The organism is Ornithinimicrobium kibberense, assembly GCF_006519705.1.
In the GTDB taxonomy this organism is placed as follows: domain Bacteria; phylum Actinomycetota; class Actinomycetes; order Actinomycetales; family Dermatophilaceae; genus Ornithinicoccus; species Ornithinicoccus kibberensis.
In genome coordinates, this window is sequence record NZ_VFXM01000014.1 from 57,027 (window position 1) to 76,969 (window position 19,943).

Genomic DNA, 19,943 nt, shown 5'->3' on the forward strand with positions numbered 1-19,943 from the left:
CCTGTGGCAGGGTCTCGCGCGGCCCGTCCGACCACAGCTCCCACCACCACCAAGGAGTTCGCATGAAGCGCAGCAAGGCCTACCTGGCCGCCGCCGAGAAGATCGAGGACGGCCGGCTCTACACCCCGGTCGAGGCCGTCCGTCTCGCCAAGGAGACCGCGACCACGAAGTACGACGCGACCATCGAGGTCGCCCTGCGCCTGGGCGTCGACCCGCGCAAGGCCGACCAGCTGGTCCGTGGCACGGTGAACCTGCCCAACGGCACCGGCAAGACCGCCCGGGTCCTGGTCATCGCCAACGGGGACAAGGCCGAGGCCGCCCGCGAGGCCGGGGCGGACTTCGTCGGGTCCGACGACATGATCGAGAAGATCGCCGGCGGCTGGACCGACTTCGACGCGGTCGTTGCCACCCCCGACCTCATGGGCAAGGTCGGTCGGCTGGGCAAGGTGCTGGGTCCCCGCGGCCTGATGCCGAACCCCAAGACCGGCACCGTGACGATGGACACCGCCAAGGCCGTGACCGAGATCAAGGGCGGCAAGATCGAGTTCCGCGTGGACAAGCACGCCAACCTGCACTTCATCATCGGCAAGGTCTCCTTCGACGAGGCCGCGCTCGTGCAGAACTACGGCGCCGCCATCGACGAGGTGCTGCGACTCAAGCCGTCCAGCTCCAAGGGCCGCTACGTCACCAAGGCGACCGTGGCCACCACGATGGGCCCGGGCATCCCGGTCGACCCCTCGCGCGTGGGCAGCACGGCCACCGACGGCGAGTGAGCACCGGCCGGTGACGACCGGCCACGACGTCCCGGGGCCCGGGGAGCGCGCTGCTCCCCGGGCCCCGGCGCGTCCGCGGCGGGTGCCGGGGGAGTCCCGCCCACGCCGCCGGACGCGGGCTCGATCCCGGACGCGGGTCGCCGCGACGGGTGCACGGACCGGTGCGGCAGGATGGGGCCCATGAGCGGACGCGACCCCCAGGACCTGCGGGCCGCCGTGGACGCCTACGTCGCCCGACTGCCGGAGCTGGAGGTGGCCACGCAGGGGTTCGTCCGGCTGGTGACCGACCTGCTCGACGACGCGGGGGTCAACTACCTGTCGGTCTCCGGCCGGACCAAGAGCGTGCAGTCCTTCGCCGCCAAGGCCGGCCGCACCCGGGACGGTCGCCCCGTCTTCCTGCGGCCGCTCGCCGAGATCACCGACCAGATCGGGCTGCGGGTCATCACCTACGTGCGGGACGACGTCGAGATCGTCGCCGAGCTGCTGGCCTCCTCGCTGGCCGTGCTCGAGGACCGCGACATGGGTCGGGAGACCGCCGACCAGGGCGCCTTCGGCTACGCCAGCCGGCACCTGCTCGTCGCCGTCGACGCCTCACGTTCCCTGACGCCCGAGCGTGAGCTGCTCCGGCCCTACGCCGCCTCGGTCCAGGTGCGGACGGTGCTGCAGCACGCCTGGGCCGAGTTCGAGCACGACATCCGCTACAAGGGGACGGTGCCGGTGGAGCACGCCTCGGACCTGAACCGCCGGTTCACGCTGGCCGCCGGGCTGCTGGAGCTGGCGGACCGGGAGTTCTCGGCCATCCGCGACCGGCTCCAGGCGATGCCTGCGGTCCCGGCCGAGCCGGACGGGGACGACCCCCGGATCGGGGCCCAGGACCTGGCCACCTTCCTCGCCGGCCGCTTCCCCGGGGCGGGGTGGTCGCGCACGGAGCACTACGGCTGGATCTCGGGGCTGCTCCTGGAGCTGGGGATCACCTCCCTGGACGAGCTGGGCACCCAGCTCTCGACCGTGGACACCACCGCGGTGAACGAGGCGATGGGCTACCGCTACCCGCCGGCCGCCGTCCGCCGCCTGGACGACGCGCTGCTGAGCCTGCACGGCGGCGACTACCTCGGGCTGCACGGCAACGCCCACCGGGTCGAGCAGCTGCGCGAGCGGCTGGCCACCCTGCGGGCGGCGGGGGTCGAGCCGGGAGGCAGGCCGTGAACCACCGCAGCGGGACGGACCCGCCCGCCGGGGGGACCACCCCGCCCGGCCGGGGACCCGCGGAGCAGGAGCCGGCCTCCGTGCGCTGGTACCACCGGCTGGTCACGGCGGACCGGGAGGCCGAGGACGCGCTGGGTGGTCCGCAGCGGGTCGCCGCCGGGGGCCTGCGGCTCATCACCGCCAACGCCCTGCAGAGCGCCGGCGACCAGGTGGTCAACGCCAAGACCGTGCTGCCCTGGCTGCTCTCGCTCCTCGGGGCGCCGGCGGCCCTTGTGGGCCTGCTCGTCCCCGTCCGCGAGTCCGGCTCGATGCTGCCCCAGGCGGCCCTGACCCCGTGGGTGCTGAAGGCGCCCCGACGCACCCGGGTGTGGATGGTCGGCGCGACCGGTCAGGGAGTGGCCACGCTCGGGATGGCCGCCGCCGCCGCGCTCGCCGACGGGCTGCTCGCGGGCGTGCTCGTCGTCGCCGCCCTGGCGGTCTTCGCGCTCTCCCGGGCGTTGTGCTCGATGGCGTCCAAGGACGTCCAGGGGCGGGCCGTCCCCAAGGGCCAGCGCGGCCAGGTGACGGGCATCGCCACCGCGGTCTCCGGGGTTGTGGCCGTGCTCCTGGGCGTCGTGCTCCAGCGGCTGGGCCAGGACCTGGACGTCGCCGTCCTGGCGGGCCTGCTCGTCGGGGCGGCCCTGACCTGGTTCGTCGGGGTCGTGGTCTACGCCGGGATCCCGGAGCGGACCGACGGACGGGACCGGGCGGCGGGTGGACGGTCCGGCGAGGAGGAGGACGGCGGCGACGGCCGGGCCTCGTGGGTACGGGACACGCTGGACCTGCTGCGCACCGACCGCGACTTCCGCTGGTTCGTCACCGCCCGGGCGCTCCTGCTGGTCTCCGCCCTGGCCCCGCCGTTCCTCGTGACCCTGGCCGCGGACCGGGGCACCTCCTGGCTGGCCGGCCTGGGCGCGTTCGTCATCGCCCAGGGCGTCGCCTCCGTCGTCGGCGGCCGGGTCTTCGGGCGCCTGGCCGACCGGTCCAGCCGGCTCGTGATGACCGTCGGGGCCGTGGCGGCCTCGCTGGTCGTGCTGCTCGTGGTCGCCGTCGTGGTCGCCGGGGCCGACGGGCTCGTGCTGCCGACGCTGGTCGGCGGCTACCTCGTCATCAGCCTCGTCCACGTGGGGGTACGGGTGGCCCGCAAGACCTACGTGGTCGACATGGCCGAGGGGGACCTGCGCACGCGCTACGTGGCCACGGCCAACACCGCGATGGGGGTGATCCTGCTGGTGACCGGGGCGGTCAGCGCCGGGCTGGCCACCCTGGGGGAGGTGCCGGCGCTGGTCTTCCTGGCCGTGCTCGGGCTCGTCGGCGCCGTGGTGTCCTGGCGCCTGCCGGAGGTCTCCGGCCGGCAGGCCTGAGGTCCCCCGGGGGACGCCACGCGGGCCGGATCCTCGCCGAGCCGGTTCCGACCGGGCTGCTCACACGTGCGGGCAGCGGTCCGCGACGAGCCCGTCCAGGCCGGTGGTCGCGCAGGCGTGCCGCAGCGAGCTCAGGACGGCCTCCTCGACGACCTCGGCGACGGCGTCGAACCAGGGCGTGAGCCAGCCTCCGTCCCGTCGGGGCGCGTCGGTCGTCGAGCCGGTGCTCCAGGCGAGGACGAACTCGCCGGACCCGTGCGCCGTCGGCACCCCGGTGCGGGCCAGCCCGTTCTGCGCCCGGCGGGCCAGGCGGCCCAGCTGCCGGGCGTCGAGCCGGGCGTCCGTGGCCAGCAGGACCACGACGGACCCGTCGGCGGGGCCGGCGACCGGCTCCCCGCCCCGGGCGCCGACCCGTCGTCCGTGCACGACGAGGTCCTCCGGCCGACCCATGTTGGTCAGCACCAGGGCGCCGAGCGTCGCGCGGACACGGCCGTCGTCCTGCACCGGCACCGAGGCGGTGCCGATGCCGCCCTTCCAGCCGAAGGCGACCATCCCGGTGCCCGCCCCGACGGCGCCCTGCCCGATCGGGTGCCCCTCGCCGGCCGTCCGTGCGGCGCGGACCGCGGCCTCCGCGTGGGCCGGCCGTACCGCCAGGGTGCGCGCGTCGTGGAGCCGCCCGTCGTTGCACTCCAGGACCACCGGGTTGACGGTCGCCGGACGCCCGAGGTCCGGGTGGCGTCCCAGCAGCTCGCGCACCGCGCCCTCGTGGACCGCGCCCACGGCCAGCGTCCCGGTCAGCAGCACGGGAGCCTCGAGCTCACCCAGCTCGACGACCTGGCTCAGCCCCACGGGCTTGCCGTATCCGTTGACCACGTGGACCGCCGCGGGGACCGGGTGGGCGAGGAGGTCGCGGTGGTGGGGAAGGACGCAGGTCACCCCGGTCCGCACGACCGGTGCGTCCTGGCTCAGCGTCACGTGGGCCACGCGCACGCCGGGGACGTCGGTGATGCCGGAGGTCATGCCACCAGCCTGACAGGTGGCGGACGGCCCGGGGCCGGATTTGGGCCCCCGCCCCGGGGTGCCGTACGCTTGCTTCATACCCATGACCGCCGGTCGTCGGTGTGCCCGGAGCTCGACGAGAGCAGCCACGGTGCGCCGACCGAAGGCCTCCACGTCGGAGCGACCAGCGCAGGATGTGTAGCGAGCCTCGCTCAGCGGCGCGACCCCAGGTCGCCCCTGCAGCGTCCGAGCCCCGTGCGCGCCTGCGCCGGGGCTCCTGTCGTGCGGCCCGGGGGTAGCCGGCACCACGTGACGAAGGAGGCCACCATGGCGACGCCCGAGAAGGCCGCAGCCATTGCCGAGCTGACGGAGAAGTTCCGCAGCTCCGGTGCGGCCGTGCTGACGAACTACCGCGGTCTGACGGTGAGCCAGCTCACCGAGCTCCGCGGTTCGATGCGCGAGCACGCCACCTACGCCGTGGTGAAGAACACGCTGACCAAGCGGGCAGCCGCCGAGGCCGGGATCGAGGGACTCGACGAGCACCTGGTCGGCCCCACCGCGATCGCCTTCGTGGAGGGCGACCCGGTCGCGGTCGCCAAGGGTCTGCGTGACTTCACCAAGGCCAACCCGGCCCTGGTCATCAAGGCGGGGGTGCTCGACGGCAAGCCGTTGTCCCCCGAGGAGATCACCCAGCTCGCGGACCTGGAGTCCCGCGAGGTCCTGCTGGCCAAGCTCGCGGGCGCCATGAAGGCGAACCTGAGCAAGGCCGCCTCCCTCTTCGCCGCGCCGCTGTCGCAGACCGCCCGGGTCGTCGACGCGCTGCGGGCGAAGGTCGAGGAGCAGGGCGGTTCCACCGCCGGGTCGGCACCCGCCGACGAGGCACCCGAGGCCGCGGCCGAGGACACTCCCGCCGAGGCTCCGGCCGAGGCGCCCACCGACGTCGCCGAGGGTGGCGACGAGAGCTGACCGACCGCCCGGTCCGGTCAGCGCACAACCCCTACACGCCACTCACGGCACCAAGAGAAAGGACGCCATCATGGCGAAGCTGAGCACCGAGGAGCTCCTTGACCACTTCAAGGAGATGACCCTCATCGAGCTGTCCGAGTTCGTCAAGGCCTTCGAGGAGACCTTCGAGGTCACCGCTGCCGCCCCGGTCGCCGTCGCGGCCGCCGGTGCGCCGGCCGCCGGCGGCGGCGACGGCGCGGACGCCGCCGAGGAGCAGGACGAGTTCGACGTCATCCTCGAGGCCGCGGGCGACAAGAAGATCCAGGTCATCAAGGAGGTCCGCGCGCTGACCTCCCTCGGCCTGAAGGAGGCCAAGGACCTCGTCGACGGGGCCCCGAAGCCGGTCCTGGAGAAGGTCGACAAGGACGCCGCCGAGAAGGCCAAGGAGCAGCTCGAGGGCGCCGGCGCCACCGTCACCCTCAAGTGAGCCCCTCCCGGACGGTCCGACCGTCCGGGAACACGCTCCGCCACGGGCGGGGTCGCACCAGCGCACGCTGGTCCGGCCCCGCCCGTTCGGCGTTCCCGGCGCCGCGTGCCCCGTGCGCGGCGCGCACGCTTGACGAACGTGCCCGGGAGGGGCACAGTTGCTGCCACGACGACGTCGTCTGCGGTGGGGGGTCACGCAGGAGTTGGACGACGTGTGCCTGGACGTGTATGCTGTCGCTTTGCGCTGCCCTGCACCTGTCTCCCGCCCACCGCTGACCGCTGCCCGCGTCGAGCCCCTCGATGCGACCCCGGTCCGGCACGTGCCGCGAGGGGCTCAGGTCCTGGCCGTGATGAACCTAGCCGCCCCCAGGCCCGTGGAAGGACCAATCCTTGGCTGCCTCGCGCACTGCGAAGAAGACTGTGTCCACCGCTCGTACGGCTTCCGGCCGTCTGAGCTTCGCTAAGATCAGGGAGCCTCTCGAGGTCCCCGACCTGCTCGCCCTCCAGACCGAGAGCTTCGACTGGCTGCTCGGCAACGAGGCGTGGCAGGCGCGTGTCGCCGCCGCCCAGGCCGACGGGCGCGACGACATCCCCACCACCTCCGGTCTGGAGGAGATCTTCGAGGAGATCTCCCCGATCGAGGACTTCTCCGGCTCCATGTCGCTGAGCTTCCGCGACCACCGGTTCGAGGAGCAGAAGTACTCCGTCGAGGAGTGCCAGGAGAAGGACATGACCTACTCCGCGCCGCTCTTCGTGACCGCGGAGTTCATCAACAACTCCACGGGCGAGATCAAGAGCCAGACGGTCTTCATGGGCGACTTCCCGCTCATGACGCCGCGCGGCACGTTCATCGTCAACGGCACCGAGCGGGTCGTCGTCTCCCAGCTCGTCCGGTCCCCGGGGGTCTACTTCGAGCGCAGCCTCGACAAGACCTCCGACAAGGACGTCTTCTCCGCCAAGGTGATCCCCAGCCGGGGCGCCTGGCTGGAGTTCGAGATCGACAAGCGTGACCAGGTCGGCGTGCGCGTGGACCGCAAGCGCAAGCAGAGCGTCACCGTGCTGCTCAAGGCGCTGGGCATGACCGAGGCCGAGATCCTCGAGCAGTTCGGCGACTACGAGTCGATCCGGGCCACCCTGGAGAAGGACCACACGGCCGACCAGGACGAGGCGCTGCTGGACATCTACCGCAAGCTGCGCCCGGGCGAACCCCCCACCAAGGAGGCCGCCCAGACCCTGCTGGACAACCTCTACTTCAACCCCAAGCGCTACGACCTGGCCAAGGTCGGCCGCTACAAGATCAACAAGAAGCTGGGCCTGCAGGCACCCCTCGGCGAGTCCGTGCTGGGGCTGGACGACATCGTCGCCACGATCCACTACATCGTCGCGCTGCACGCCGGCGAGACCACGATGCAGGCGCCGGTCGGCGAGCTGCCGGTCGAGGTCGACGACATCGACCACTTCGGCAACCGCCGCCTGCGCAGCGTCGGCGAGCTCATCCAGAACCAGGTCCGCACGGGCCTGTCCCGGATGGAGCGGGTCGTGCGCGAGCGGATGACCACCCAGGACGTCGAGGCCATCACGCCGCAGACGCTGATCAACATCCGGCCGGTCGTCGCCTCCATCAAGGAGTTCTTCGGCACCAGCCAGCTGTCCCAGTTCATGGACCAGAACAACCCGCTCTCGGGGCTGACGCACAAGCGTCGTCTCTCGGCCCTGGGCCCGGGCGGTCTGTCCCGTGACCGCGCCGGCATGGAGGTCCGGGACGTGCACCCGAGCCACTACGGCCGGATGTGCCCCATCGAGACCCCCGAGGGTCCGAACATCGGTCTGATCGGGTCGCTGGCCTCCTACGGCCGCATCAACCCGTTCGGCTTCGTTGAGACCCCCTACCGCCGGGTCAAGGACGGCAAGGTCACCGACGAGGTCGACTACCTGTCCGCCGACGAGGAGGACCGCTTCGTCATCGCCCAGGCCAACGCGCAGCTGGGCGACGACGGCACCTTCCTCGACGAGCGCGTGCTCGTGCGGGCCCGCGACGGCGAGGCCGTCGACGTGCCGGCCAGCGAGGTCGAGTACATGGACGTCTCCGCCCGGCAGATGGTGTCGGCCGCGACCGCGATGATCCCCTTCCTCGAGCACGACGACGCCAACCGTGCGCTCATGGGCGCCAACATGCAGCGTCAGGCCGTCCCGCTCGTGCGGGCCGAGGCCCCGCTCGTGGGCACGGGGATGGAGCACCGCGCCGCGCTGGACTCCGGCGACGTCGTGCGTGCCGGCAAGCCGGGCGTGGTCCAGGAGGTCTCGGCCGACCTGGTCACCGTGGCCAACGACGACGGCACCTACACCTCCTACCGCATCGGCAAGTTCACCCGGTCCAACCAGGGCAACTGCTACAACCAGCAGGTGCGGGTCGACACCGGCCAGCGGGTCGAGGCCGGCGGTCTTATCGCCGACGGCCCGGCCACGGACGGCGGCGAGATGGCGCTGGGGCGCAACCTCCTCGTGGCGTTCATGCCGTGGGAGGGCTACAACTACGAGGACGCGATCATCCTCTCCCAGCGTCTCGTCCAGGACGACGTGCTCTCCTCGATCCACATCGAGGAGCACGAGCTGGACGCCCGGGACACCAAGCTGGGCCCCGAGGAGATCACCCGGGACATCCCCAACGTCTCCGACGAGGTCCTGGCCGACCTCGACGAGCGGGGCATCATCCGCATCGGGGCCGAGGTCCGCGACGGCGACCTGCTCGTCGGCAAGGTGACCCCCAAGGGGGAGACCGAGCTGACGCCGGAGGAGCGACTGCTGCGCGCCATCTTCGGGGAGAAGGCCCGTGAGGTGCGCGACACCTCGATGAAGGTCCCGCACGGCGAGACCGGCACCGTCATCGGCGTCAAGGTGTTCGACCGCGAGGAGGGCGACGAGCTGCCCCCGGGCGTCAACCAGCTGGTGCGCGTCTACGTGGCCAACAAGCGCAAGATCACCGACGGCGACAAGCTCGCCGGCCGCCACGGCAACAAGGGCGTCATCTCCAAGATCCTCCCGGTGGAGGACATGCCCTTCCTCGAGGACGGGACCCCGGTCGACGTCGTGCTCAACCCGCTGGGCGTGCCCGGCCGGATGAACATCGGCCAGATCCTCGAGCTGCACCTCGGCTGGGCCGCGGCGCAGGGCTGGAAGATCGAGGGCGAGCCGGAGTGGGCCGAGCTCATCCCCGGCGATGCCCGGGAGGCGGAGCCCCGCACGCGCGTGGCCAGCCCGGTCTTCGACGGCGCCCGCGAGGAGGAGATCTCCGGTCTGCTCGACTCGACCACCCCGGCCCGGGACGGTCAGCGGCTCATCGGCTCCAGCGGCAAGGCCCGGCTGTTCGACGGCCGGTCCGGCGAGCCCTACCCGGACCCGGTGTCGGTCGGCTACATGTACATCCTCAAGCTGCACCACCTCGTGGACGACAAGATCCACGCGCGCAGCACGGGGCCGTACTCGATGATCACCCAGCAGCCGCTGGGCGGCAAGGCGCAGTTCGGCGGCCAGCGCTTCGGCGAGATGGAGGTCTGGGCCCTGGAGGCCTACGGCGCCGCCTACGCCCTGCAGGAGCTGCTGACGATCAAGTCCGACGACGTCACCGGCCGCGTCAAGGTGTACGAGTCGATCGTCAAGGGCGACAACGTGCCCGAGCCCGGCATCCCGGAGTCGTTCAAGGTGCTCATCAAGGAGATGCAGTCGCTCTGCCTGAACGTGGAGGTGCTCTCCTCCGACGGCACCCAGATCGACCTGCGAGAGTCCGACACCGAGGTGTTCCGCGCGGCCGAGGAGCTCGGCATCGACCTGAGCCGTCGCGAGCCCTCCTCCGTCGAAGAGGTCTGACCGGGAGGGCACGCCGCGCGCGTGCCCCCCGGAACGTCAGGCCGCCGGGCGTCGCCCGACCGCCCGCCCGGCGGCCCACCCCCCAACTCAACTTTTCACTGCATACCGAGGAAAAGGAAGCACACAGTGCTGGACGTCAACTTCTTCGACGAGTTGCGCATCGGCCTGGCGACCGCGGACGACATCCGCGCGTGGAGCCACGGCGAGGTCAAGAAGCCCGAGACCATCAACTACCGCACCCTGAAGCCGGAGAAGGACGGGCTCTTCTGCGAGAAGATCTTCGGTCCCACCCGGGACTGGGAGTGCTACTGCGGCAAGTACAAGCGGGTCCGCTTCAAGGGCATCATCTGCGAGCGCTGCGGCGTCGAGGTGACCCGCGCCGGCGTGCGCCGCGAGCGGATGGGCCACATCGAGCTCGCCGCCCCCGTCACCCACATCTGGTACTTCAAGGGCGTCCCCTCCCGCCTGGGCTACCTGCTGGACCTGGCTCCGAAGGACCTGGAGAAGGTCATCTACTTCGCGGCCTACATGATCACGCACGTCGACGAGGAGCAGCGGCACGCCGACCTGCCCAGCCTCGAGGCGCAGATCCAGACCGAGAAGAAGGCGCTGGAGAACCGTCGCGACAGCGACGTGGAGGAGCGGGCCAAGAAGCTGGAGTCCGACCTCGCCGAGCTCGAGGCCGAGGGCGCCAAGGCCGACGCGCGGCGCAAGGTCAAGGACGGCGCCGAGCGGGAGATGAACCAGATCCGCCGTCGCGCCGACCAGCAGATCGAGCGCCTGGAGCAGGTCTGGGACCGCTTCAAGAACCTCAAGGTCCAGGACCTGGAGGGCGACGAGGTGCTCTACCGCGAGATGCGGGACCGCTTCGGGATGTACTTCGAGGGCGGGATGGGTGCCGCGGCGCTGCAGAAGCGTCTGCAGACCTTCGACCTGGACGCCGAGGCCGCCTCGCTGCGCGAGACCATCGCCACCGGCAAGGGGCAGCGCAAGACCCGCGCCATCAAGCGGCTCAAGGTCGTCACCTCGTTCCTGCAGACCAAGAACGAGCCCGCCGGCATGGTCCTGGACTGCGTCCCGGTCATCCCGCCGGACCTGCGCCCGATGGTCCAGCTGGACGGCGGTCGGTTCGCGACCTCCGACCTCAACGACCTCTACCGCCGCGTCATCAACCGGAACAACCGCCTCAAGCGGCTGCTGGACCTGGGCGCGCCGGAGATCATCGTCAACAACGAGAAGCGGATGCTGCAGGAGGCCGTCGACTCGCTGTTCGACAACGGCCGTCGCGGTCGCGCCGTCACCGGCCCGGGCAACCGGCCGCTGAAGTCGCTGTCCGACATGCTCAAGGGCAAGCAGGGCCGGTTCCGCCAGAACCTGCTGGGCAAGCGCGTCGACTACTCCGGCCGTTCGGTCATCGTCGTCGGCCCGCAGCTGAAGCTGCACCAGTGCGGCCTGCCCAAGCAGATGGCCCTGGAGCTGTTCAAGCCGTTCGTCATGAAGCGGCTGGTCGACCTGGACCACGCACAGAACATCAAGTCCGCCAAGCGGATGGTCGAGCGCGGCCGCTCCGTGGTGTGGGACGTGCTCGAGGAGGTCATCACCGACCACCCCGTGCTGCTCAACCGTGCACCCACCCTGCACCGCCTGGGCATCCAGGCCTTCGAGCCGCAGCTGGTCGAGGGCAAGGCCATCCAGATCCACCCGCTGGTGTGCACCGCCTTCAACGCCGACTTCGACGGCGACCAGATGGCCGTCCACCTGCCGCTGTCGGCCGAGGCCCAGGCGGAGGCACGCATCCTCATGCTGTCCTCCAACAACATCCTCAAGCCGGCGGACGGGCGTCCGGTGACCATGCCCACCCAGGACATGGTGATCGGGCTGTTCCACCTGACTTCCGCCGACGAGACCGGCCAGGCCGGCGACGGCATGGTCGAGGGTGCCGACGGCCAGGGCCACCTGCGGTCCTTCAGCTCGGTGGCCGAGGCCCAGATGGCCTTCGACGCGGGGCAGATCGCCCTGGCGACCCCGATCCGGCTGCGGCTGACGGACACCGCGCCCCCGCTGGGCCACGAGCTGCCCGAGGGCGCCGTCGCCACCGAGGACGGGGTGGTGGACGCCTTCGAGCTGGAGACGACCCTGGGCCGGGCCATCTTCAACGACGCGCTGCCGCCGAACTACGCCTACGTGAACGAGGTCGTGGAGAAGAAGCGGCTCTCGGCGATCGTCAACGACCTGGCCGAGCGCTACACCAAGGTGCAGGTCGCGGCGAGCCTCGACGCGCTGAAGAACCTCGGCTTCCACTTCGCGACCCGGTCGGGCACCACGGTGGCCATCTCCGACGTGCAGACGCCGGAGCGCAAGACGGAGATCCTCTCCGGCTACGAGTCCAAGGCCGCCAAGGTGCAGCTGCAGTACGAGCGCGGCCTGATCACCGACGACGAGCGTCGCCAGGAGCTCGTGGAGATCTGGACCCAGGCGACCAACGAGGTCGCCAAGGAGCTGGAGACCACGATGCCCAAGGACAACACCATCTACCGGATGGTGACCTCCGGGGCCCGAGGCAACTGGTTCCAGCTGCGGCAGATCGCCGGGATGCGCGGCCTCATGGCCAACCCCAAGGGCGAGATCATCCCGCGGCCGATCAAGTCCAACTTCCGCGAGGGCCTGTCCGTGCTGGAGTTCTTCATCTCCACGCACGGCGCCCGCAAGGGGCTGGCGGACACCGCGCTGCGGACCGCCGACTCCGGCTACCTGACCCGTCGTCTCGTCGACGTTTCGCAGGACGTCATCATCCGTGAGGACGACTGCGGCACCGAGCGCGGCTTCGTCATGCCGATCGCGGTCCGGACCCCCAGCGGCGGGCTGCGCGAGCACGACGACGTCGAGACGGCCGTCTACGCCCGCACCCTGGCCGAGTCGGTCACCTCCGAGGACGGCGAGGTGCTGGCCGAGGCCGGGATCGACCTCGGCGACGTCGTCATCGACCGTCTGGTCGCCGCCGGCGTCGAGCAGGTCAAGGTCCGCTCGGTCCTGACCTGCGAGTCGCTCGTCGGCACCTGCGCCAGGTGCTACGGCCGATCGCTGGCCACCGGCAAGCTCGTCGACATCGGCGAGGCCGTCGGCATCATCGCGGCCCAGTCGATCGGCGAGCCCGGCACCCAGCTGACGATGCGCACCTTCCACACCGGTGGTGTGGCCGGTGACGACATCACCCAGGGTCTGCCGCGTGTCGTCGAGCTGTTCGAGGCCCGCACCCCGAAGGCGGTCGCCCCGATCGCCGAGGCCAGCGGCCGGATCGAGATCGAGGACACCGACAAGACCCGCCGCCTCCTGCTTACCCCGGACGACGGATCCGAGGAGCACGCCTACCCGGTGAGCAAGCGGGCGCGCCTGCTGGTCAAGGACGGCGAGCACGTCGAGGTCGGCGCCCAGCTGGTCACCGGTGCCATCGACCCCAAGCAGGTGCTGCGCATCCTGGGCCCCCGGGCCACCCAGCAGCACCTGGTCGACGAGGTCCAGCACGTCTACCGCCAGCAGGGTGTGTCGATCCACGACAAGCACATCGAGGTCATCGTGCGGCAGATGCTGCGCCGGATCACGGTCATCGAGGCCGGCGACGCCGAGCTGCTGCCGGGCACCCTCGTCGAGCGCGGCCGGTTCGAGGCCGAGAACCGCCGGGTCGTGTCCGAGGGCGGCCGCCCCGCCTCCGGCCGGCCCGAGCTCATGGGCATCACCAAGGCCTCGCTGGCGACCGACTCGTGGCTCTCGGCGGCCTCCTTCCAGGAGACCACCCGGGTGCTCACCGAGGCGGCCATGGAGGCCAAGAGCGACCCGCTGCTCGGCCTGAAGGAGAACGTCATCCTCGGCAAGCTGATCCCCGCGGGGACCGGCCTGCCGCGCTACCGGAACCTGCCGGTGGAGCCGACCGAGGAGGCCAAGGCCGAGGCCTACGCACCGCCGGTCTACGAGGACTTCGACTACGCCGGCGCGTTCGGCCAGGGCACCGGCGAGGCCGTCCGCCTCGACGACCTGCCCGCGGGCGACGAGCGCTACTGACGTCACGGGTCGGCTCCGGCCGGCCGCGTGACGCACCGCCAGGGGCGGGTATGCCGTGCACACGGCATACCCGCCCCTCGCGCGTCGCGGGTGGGGGCGCGGGCGCGGTGGCGTGACGGGGGACCGGGGCCGGGCACCGGGATTTGTCCGGGGCGCCCGCCAGCCGGTACCCTGGAGAACTGTGTGTGGCCCCAGGCCCTGCACGCTTGCCGGTGGCCCGGTCCTCGACCGGCCCCGGAGCGACCATCTCTCGCCGGGCAGTCCGCCCGGTCCCCGTGGGGCTCATCATGCACCACGGCGGTCCGGACGGGAAGTGCAGGGGAGAGCAGCGTGTCCGGCCCTCCGACCCGGAGGAACCGGACAGGCGCAACCCAAGGAGCGCGACCCTCGGCCAGACCCGGGGGAGCGCGGAAGACCAACGACTGACGGAGATTCAGTGCCCACGATCAACCAGCTCGTCCGCAAGGGCCGCTCGGACAAGGCGAAGAAGTCCGACTCGCCGGCCCTCAAGGGCAACCCGCAGCGCCGCGGCGTCTGCACCCGCGTCTACACGACCACCCCCAAGAAGCCGAACTCCGCCCTGCGCAAGGTCGCCCGTGTGCGCCTGACCAGCGGCGTCGAGGTGACGGCCTACATCCCGGGCGTCGGCCACAACCTGCAGGAGCACTCGATCGTGCTCGTCCGCGGCGGCCGTGTGAAGGACCTTCCCGGCGTCCGCTACAAGATCATCCGCGGGTCCCTGGACACCCAGGGCGTCAAGGGGCGCAACCAGTCCCGCTCCCGCTACGGCGCGAAGAAGGAGAAGAAGTAATGCCTCGTAAGGGCCCCGCTCCCAAGCGCCCGCTGATCCAGGACCCGGTCTACGGCAGCCAGCTGGTCACCCAGCTCGTCAACAAGATCCTCATGGACGGCAAGAAGTCCACCGCCGAGCGCATCGTCTACGGCGCCCTCGAGGGCTGCCGCGCCAAGACCGGCACGGACCCGGTGCAGACGCTCAAGCGTGCGCTGGACAACGTCAAGCCGGCCCTGGAGGTCAAGTCCCGCCGTGTCGGTGGCGCCACCTACCAGGTGCCGATCGAGGTCAAGCCGGGCCGCAGCACCACGCTGGCCCTGCGCTGGCTGGTCGGCTACGCCCGTCAGCGTCGGGAGAAGACGATGACCGAGCGCCTGATGAACGAGATCCTCGACGCCAGCAACGGCCTCGGCGCCGCGGTGAAGCGCCGCGAGGACACGCACAAGATGGCCGAGGCCAACAAGGCCTTCGCGCACTACCGCTGGTGACGTCCCGGGGGTGAGGGTATGCCGCGCGCGCCCGCCGGGCGCCGCGCGCCCCTCGCCCCCGGACCGCCGCACACGACGACGAGCACGACCAAGCAGAGAGAGAGACCGTGGCACAGGACGTCCTGACGGACCTGACGAAGGTCCGCAACATCGGCATCATGGCGCACATCGATGCCGGCAAGACGACGACCACCGAGCGCATCCTGTTCTACACGGGTGTCAAGCACAAGATGGGCGAGACGCACGACGGCGCGTCGACGACCGACTGGATGGACCAGGAGAAAGAGCGGGGGATCACCATCACCTCCGCGGCCGTCACCAGCTTCTGGAAGGGCACCCAGATCAACCTGATCGACACGCCAGGCCACGTGGACTTCACCGTCGAGGTGGAGCGCAACCTGCGCGTGCTCGACGGCGCCGTCGCCGTCTTCGACGGCAAGGAGGGTGTCGAGCCCCAGTCCGAGACCGTGTGGCGCCAGGCCGACAAGTACGGCGTCCCCCGCATGTGCTTCATCAACAAGATGGACAAGATGGGCGCGGACTTCTACTTCTCGGTCAAGACGATCGTCGACCGGCTCGGTGCGACCCCCCTGGTCATGCAGCTTCCCATCGGGTCGGAGGCCGACTTCGTCGGCATGGTCGACCTGGTGAGCATGAAGGCGCTGACCTGGTCCAAGGAGACGCCGCTGGGCGAGGCCTACGAGACCGGCGAGATCCCCGAGGACCTCAAGGACAAGGCCGAGGAGTACCACAACGCCCTCGTCGAGAAGGTCGCCGAGTCCGACGAGGAGCTGCTCGAGAAGTACCTCGGCGGCGAGGAGCTGACCGAGGACGAGATCAAGGCCGGCGTCCGTGCGCTGACCCTGGCCGGCGAGGTGAACCCGGTCTTCTGCGGCACGGCGTTCAAGAACAAGGGCGTCCAGCCCCTGCTGGACGCCGTCGTGGAGTACCTGCCCTCGCCGGTCGACCTGCCCCCCACCGAGGGGCACAAGCCGGGCGACGAGGAGACCGTCATCACCCGCACCCCCGACACCAAGGAGCCGTTCGCGGCGCTGGCGTTCAAGATCGCCACGCACCCCTTCTTCGGCACCCTGACCTACATCCGGGTCTACTCCGGCGAGATCAGCGCGGGCCAGCCCGTGATGAACGCGACCAAGGGGCGTAAGGAGCGGCTGGGCAAGCTGTTCCAGATGCACGCCAACAAGGAGAACCCGGTCGAGAAGGTCTCCGCGGGGCACATCTACGCGGTGATCGGGCTCAAGGACACGACCACGGGCGACACGCTCTGCGACATGAGCGAGCAGATCATCCTCGAGTCGATGACCTTCCCCGAGCCGGTCATCCACGTCGCGATCGAGCCCAAGACCAAGGGCGACCAGGAGAAGCTGGGCACCGCGATCCAGAAGCTGGCGCAGGAGGACCCGACCTTCACCGTCCGCCTCGACGAGGAGACCGGCCAGACCGTCATCGGCGGCATGGGCGAGCTCCACCTCGACATCCTCGTGGACCGGATGAAGCGCGAGTTCAAGGTCGAGGCGAACGTGGGCGCCCCCCAGGTCGCCTACCGCGAGACCATCCGGCGCAAGGTCGAGAAGTTCGACTACACCCACAAGAAGCAGACGGGTGGGTCGGGCCAGTTCGCCAAGATCCAGATCGCGCTGGAGCCGATGGACACCGGCGAGGGCGAGCTCTACGCCTTCGAGAACGTCGTTACCGGCGGCCGCGTGCCGAAGGAGTACATCCCCTCGGTCGACCACGGCATCCAGGACGCCATGCAGCTGGGCATCCTGGCCGGCTACCCGGTCGTGGGCGTCAGGGCGACCCTGCTCGACGGCGCCTACCACGACGTCGACTCCTCGGAGATGGCGTTCAAGATCGCCGGTTCGATGGCCTTCAAGGAGGCCGCACGCAAGGCCGACCCGGTCCTGCTCGAGCCGGTCATGGCCGTCGAGGTGCGCACGCCCGAGGACTACATGGGCGACGTCATCGGCGACCTCAACTCCCGTCGCGGGCACATCCAGGCGATGGAGGACGTCTCCGGCGCCAAGGTGGTCCGGGCCGTCGTGCCCCTGTCCGAGATGTTCGGGTACGTTGGTGACCTCCGGTCCAAGACCCAGGGTCGTGCCAACTACACGATGCAGTTCGACTCCTACGCCGAGGTTCCCCGGAACGTCGCGGAGGAGATCATCAAGAAGGTCCGCGGCGAGTGAGCTGACCACCACTCCGCCCGCGGAGTGACGGACCGACGCACCACCTTTCCAGCAAACCAGTGAACGTCGTCGCGGCATCCAGCCGGTGACGAGCACAACCCGTCCAACAGGAGGACCCCAGTGGCCAAGGCCAAGTTCGAGCGGAGCAAGCCGCACGTCAACATCGGAACGATCGGTCACATCGACCACGGCAAGACCACGCTGACCGCCGCCATCTCCAAGGTGCTGCACGACAAGTACCCCGACCTGAACGAGGCGTCGCCCTTCGACAGCATCGACAAGGCGCCCGAGGAGAAGCAGCGCGGGATCACGATCTCGATCGCGCACATCGAGTACCAGACCGAGAAGCGGCACTACGCCCACGTCGACTGCCCGGGGCACGCCGACTACGTCAAGAACATGATCACCGGCGCGGCCCAGATGGACGGTGCGATCCTCGTGGTCGCCGCCACCGACGGCCCGATGCCGCAGACCAAGGAGCACGTCCTCCTGGCCCGCCAGGTCGGCGTCCCCTACATCGTCGTGGCGCTCAACAAGTCCGACATGGTCGACGACGAGGAGATCATGGAGCTCGTCGAGATGGAGGTCCGCGAGCTGCTGTCCTCCTACGAGTTCCCCGGCGACGACCTGCCGGTCGTGCGCGTCTCTGCGCTGAAGGCCCTCGAGGGCGAGCAGAAGTGGGTCGACAGCGTCCTGGAGCTCATGGACACCGTCGACGAGTACATCCCGGAGCCGGAGCGCGACCTGGACAAGCCGTTCATGATGCCGGTCGAGGACGTCTTCACGATCACCGGTCGTGGCACCGTCGTCACCGGTCGTATCGAGCGCGGCATCCTCAAGGTCAACGAGGAGGTCGAGATCGTCGGCATCAAGGATGCCTCGATGAAGACCACCGTCACCGGCATCGAGATGTTCCGCAAGCTGCTCGACGAGGGCCGTGCGGGCGAGAACGTCGGCCTGCTGCTGCGCGGCACCAAGCGCGAGGAGGTGGAGCGCGGCCAGGTCGTCGTCAAGCCGGGCTCGATCACCCCGCACACCGAGTTCGAGGCGCAGGCCTACATCCTGTCCAAGGACGAGGGTGGCCGGCACACCCCGTTCTACGACAACTACCGTCCGCAGTTCTACTTCCGGACCACCGACGTCACCGGCGTGTGCCACCTGCCCGAGGGCACCGAGATGGTCATGCCCGGCGACAACACCGACATGCGCGTCGAGCTGATCCAGCCGATCGCCATGGAGGAGGGCCTGATGTTCAACATCCGCGAGGGTGGCCGCACCGTCGGCGCCGGCCGGGTCACCAAGATCCTCAAGTGACCTGACCCTCCCGGTCCAGCAGGCCCCTGCCACCCACCCGGTGGCGGGGGCCTGCTGCATGTCCTGGTGTCCTCCCGGCCTTTCGGGCCGGTGGCAGGTACGCTGCGGAAGGACAGGACCACCGCGCCGGCACCGGCGCGGGCGACCATGACAACAGGAGGAGTCCCGTGGCCGACCTCGACCCAGCGATGGCGGGCGTGTGGCGTTTCGACCCGGGCCACACGCGCATCGGCTTCTCCGCCCGGCACGCCATGGTCACCACGGTGCGGGGCACGTTCACCGACGTGGAGGGGACCATCCACGTCGACGCCGAGAGCGTCTCCGCCTCCCGGGTGGAGGTGCGGCTGGGCACGGCGAGCGTCACCACGAACAACGAGCAGCGGGACGAGCACCTGCGCTCCATCGACTTCTTCGACGCCGAGCGCTACCCCGACATCCGGTTCGTCTCCTCCACCATCGACGAGGTCGAGGAGGGCAACTTCATGGTCGTGGGGGACCTGACCATCAAGGAGGTCACCAAGCAGGTGGCCATCCCGATCGCCCTGCTCGGGGTGCAGCGCGACCCCATGGGAAACCTGCGGGCCGGCTTCGAGGCCACCCGCCGGCTCAACCGCAGGGACTTCGGGCTGCACTGGAACATGCCCCTGGACACCGGCGGGGTGCTGGTGTCGGAGAAGGTGAGCCTCGAGTTCGAGATCTCCGCCATCAAGCAGGAGAGCTGACCGGGCGGACACCCGGACGACCCACCCCTCCCGGGGGCCCGACCGGGCGGATTTGGGGTGCGCCACCGCTTCGTGGCACACTAGGCAGGTTGCTTGACGCGTGACGCGCACCCGTGTGTGCGTCGCCAGCCGTCCGGCACGCGCGATCGTCGTGGTCGGGGCAGCTGCCCCGGGACACGGAAGGAGCGCGGGCGACGGCAGCGCAAGCCCCGGTGGTCGCCGGACGGACACCAGCCCGATGAAGTAGCGCGAGCGAGCGTGGGACACCTCCGCAGGAGGCGCGACACGCCCGACCGCGGGGGTCGGTGCCTGGTCCAGGGCGGCCGACGGTCCAGGAATGTTCTGTAGGACGACGAGAGAGAGTCAGACAAGCGATGGCGGGACAGAAGATCCGCATCCGGCTGAAGTCTTATGACCACGAGGTCATCGACAGCTCGGCGCGCAAGATCGTTGACACGGTGACCCGTGCCGGCGCCACCGTGGTCGGCCCGGTGCCGCTCCCGACGGAGAAGAACGTCTTCTGCGTCATCCGGTCGCCCCACAAGTACAAGGACAGCCGCGAGCACTTCGAGATGCGCACCCACAAGCGGCTCATCGACATCGTCGACCCGACGCCCAAGGCGGTCGACTCGTTGATGCGCCTCGACCTGCCGGCGGACGTCAACATCGAGATCAAGCTGTGAG

14 protein-coding genes are annotated in these 19,943 nt (G+C 70.3%); 13 read left to right on the forward strand and 1 reads right to left on the reverse strand.

The window, feature by feature from the left end; all coding sequences use genetic code 11:
* Positions 1 to 62 precede the first annotated feature (62 nt).
* The 3 genes from rplA to FJR00_RS12640 all read left to right on the forward strand — a co-directional run bounded on the left by rplA (position 63) and on the right by FJR00_RS12640 (position 3,382).
* Entirely contained in the window at positions 63 to 773 is a 711-nt protein-coding gene (rplA, locus tag FJR00_RS12630; protein ID WP_075956911.1) for a 50S ribosomal protein L1, read from the forward strand.
* A 180-nt stretch (positions 774 to 953) separates the two neighbouring features.
* Entirely contained in the window at positions 954 to 1,979 is a 1,026-nt protein-coding gene (locus tag FJR00_RS12635; RefSeq protein ID WP_075956910.1) for a GTP pyrophosphokinase, read from the forward strand.
* Positions 1,976 to 3,382, forward strand: coding sequence for an MFS transporter (locus FJR00_RS12640; RefSeq protein WP_238330480.1), 1,407 nt, complete (start codon positions 1,976 to 1,978; stop codon positions 3,380 to 3,382). Before FJR00_RS12635 ends, FJR00_RS12640 begins: the two co-directional genes overlap by 4 nt.
* 60 nt (positions 3,383 to 3,442) lie before the next feature.
* Here the strand turns inward: FJR00_RS12640 and FJR00_RS12645 are convergent, their stop codons facing one another.
* Entirely contained in the window at positions 3,443 to 4,402 is a 960-nt protein-coding gene (locus FJR00_RS12645) for a P1 family peptidase (RefSeq protein ID WP_202876668.1), read from the reverse strand.
* 306 nt (positions 4,403 to 4,708) lie between these two features.
* Between FJR00_RS12645 and rplJ the strand changes: the two genes are divergently transcribed.
* The 10 genes from rplJ to rpsJ all read left to right on the forward strand — a co-directional run bounded on the left by rplJ (position 4,709) and on the right by rpsJ (position 19,942).
* Positions 4,709 to 5,347 carry a 50S ribosomal protein L10 gene (gene rplJ, locus FJR00_RS12650; protein ID WP_141339047.1) on the forward strand — a complete coding sequence of 213 codons (639 nt, stop codon included), beginning with the start codon at positions 4,709 to 4,711 and terminating at the stop codon, positions 5,345 to 5,347.
* Between the two features lie 70 nt (positions 5,348 to 5,417).
* Positions 5,418 to 5,813, forward strand: coding sequence for a 50S ribosomal protein L7/L12 (gene rplL, locus FJR00_RS12655; RefSeq protein ID WP_141339048.1), 396 nt, complete (start codon positions 5,418 to 5,420; stop codon positions 5,811 to 5,813).
* 389 nt (positions 5,814 to 6,202) lie between these two features.
* Positions 6,203 to 9,676, forward strand: coding sequence for a DNA-directed RNA polymerase subunit beta (gene rpoB / locus FJR00_RS12660; protein ID WP_075956907.1), 3,474 nt, complete (start codon positions 6,203 to 6,205; stop codon positions 9,674 to 9,676).
* 126 nt (positions 9,677 to 9,802) lie between these two features.
* Positions 9,803 to 13,732: a DNA-directed RNA polymerase subunit beta' gene (locus tag FJR00_RS12665; protein ID WP_141339049.1), complete on the forward strand. Its 3,930-nt coding sequence runs from the start codon at positions 9,803 to 9,805 to the stop codon at positions 13,730 to 13,732.
* Between the two features lie 436 nt (positions 13,733 to 14,168).
* Positions 14,169 to 14,543 carry a 30S ribosomal protein S12 gene (gene rpsL / locus FJR00_RS12670; protein WP_075956906.1) on the forward strand — a complete coding sequence of 125 codons (375 nt, stop codon included), beginning with the start codon at positions 14,169 to 14,171 and terminating at the stop codon, positions 14,541 to 14,543.
* The gene (gene rpsG, locus FJR00_RS12675) at positions 14,543 to 15,013 is read left to right on the forward strand and encodes a 30S ribosomal protein S7 (RefSeq protein WP_075956905.1); all 471 of its coding nucleotides are present in this window, start codon (positions 14,543 to 14,545) and stop codon (positions 15,011 to 15,013) included. Before rpsL ends, rpsG begins: the two co-directional genes overlap by 1 nt.
* 107 nt (positions 15,014 to 15,120) lie before the next feature.
* A complete protein-coding gene (gene fusA, locus FJR00_RS12680) occupies positions 15,121 to 17,223 on the forward strand; it encodes an elongation factor G (protein ID WP_141339050.1) in 2,103 nt (700 codons plus the stop codon).
* Between the two features lie 120 nt (positions 17,224 to 17,343).
* Complete coding sequence (gene tuf / locus FJR00_RS12685) at positions 17,344 to 18,537, forward strand: elongation factor Tu (RefSeq protein ID WP_075956904.1); 1,194 nt, start codon at positions 17,344 to 17,346, stop codon at positions 18,535 to 18,537.
* Between the two features lie 167 nt (positions 18,538 to 18,704).
* Positions 18,705 to 19,259, forward strand: a complete 555-nt coding sequence (locus FJR00_RS12690; RefSeq protein WP_237769954.1) for a YceI family protein — start codon at positions 18,705 to 18,707, stop codon at positions 19,257 to 19,259.
* A 374-nt stretch (positions 19,260 to 19,633) separates the two neighbouring features.
* On the forward strand, positions 19,634 to 19,942 hold the full coding sequence (rpsJ, locus tag FJR00_RS12695; RefSeq protein WP_006946210.1) for a 30S ribosomal protein S10: 309 nt from the start codon (positions 19,634 to 19,636) through the stop codon (positions 19,940 to 19,942).
* Position 19,943: the final 1 nt, after the last annotated feature.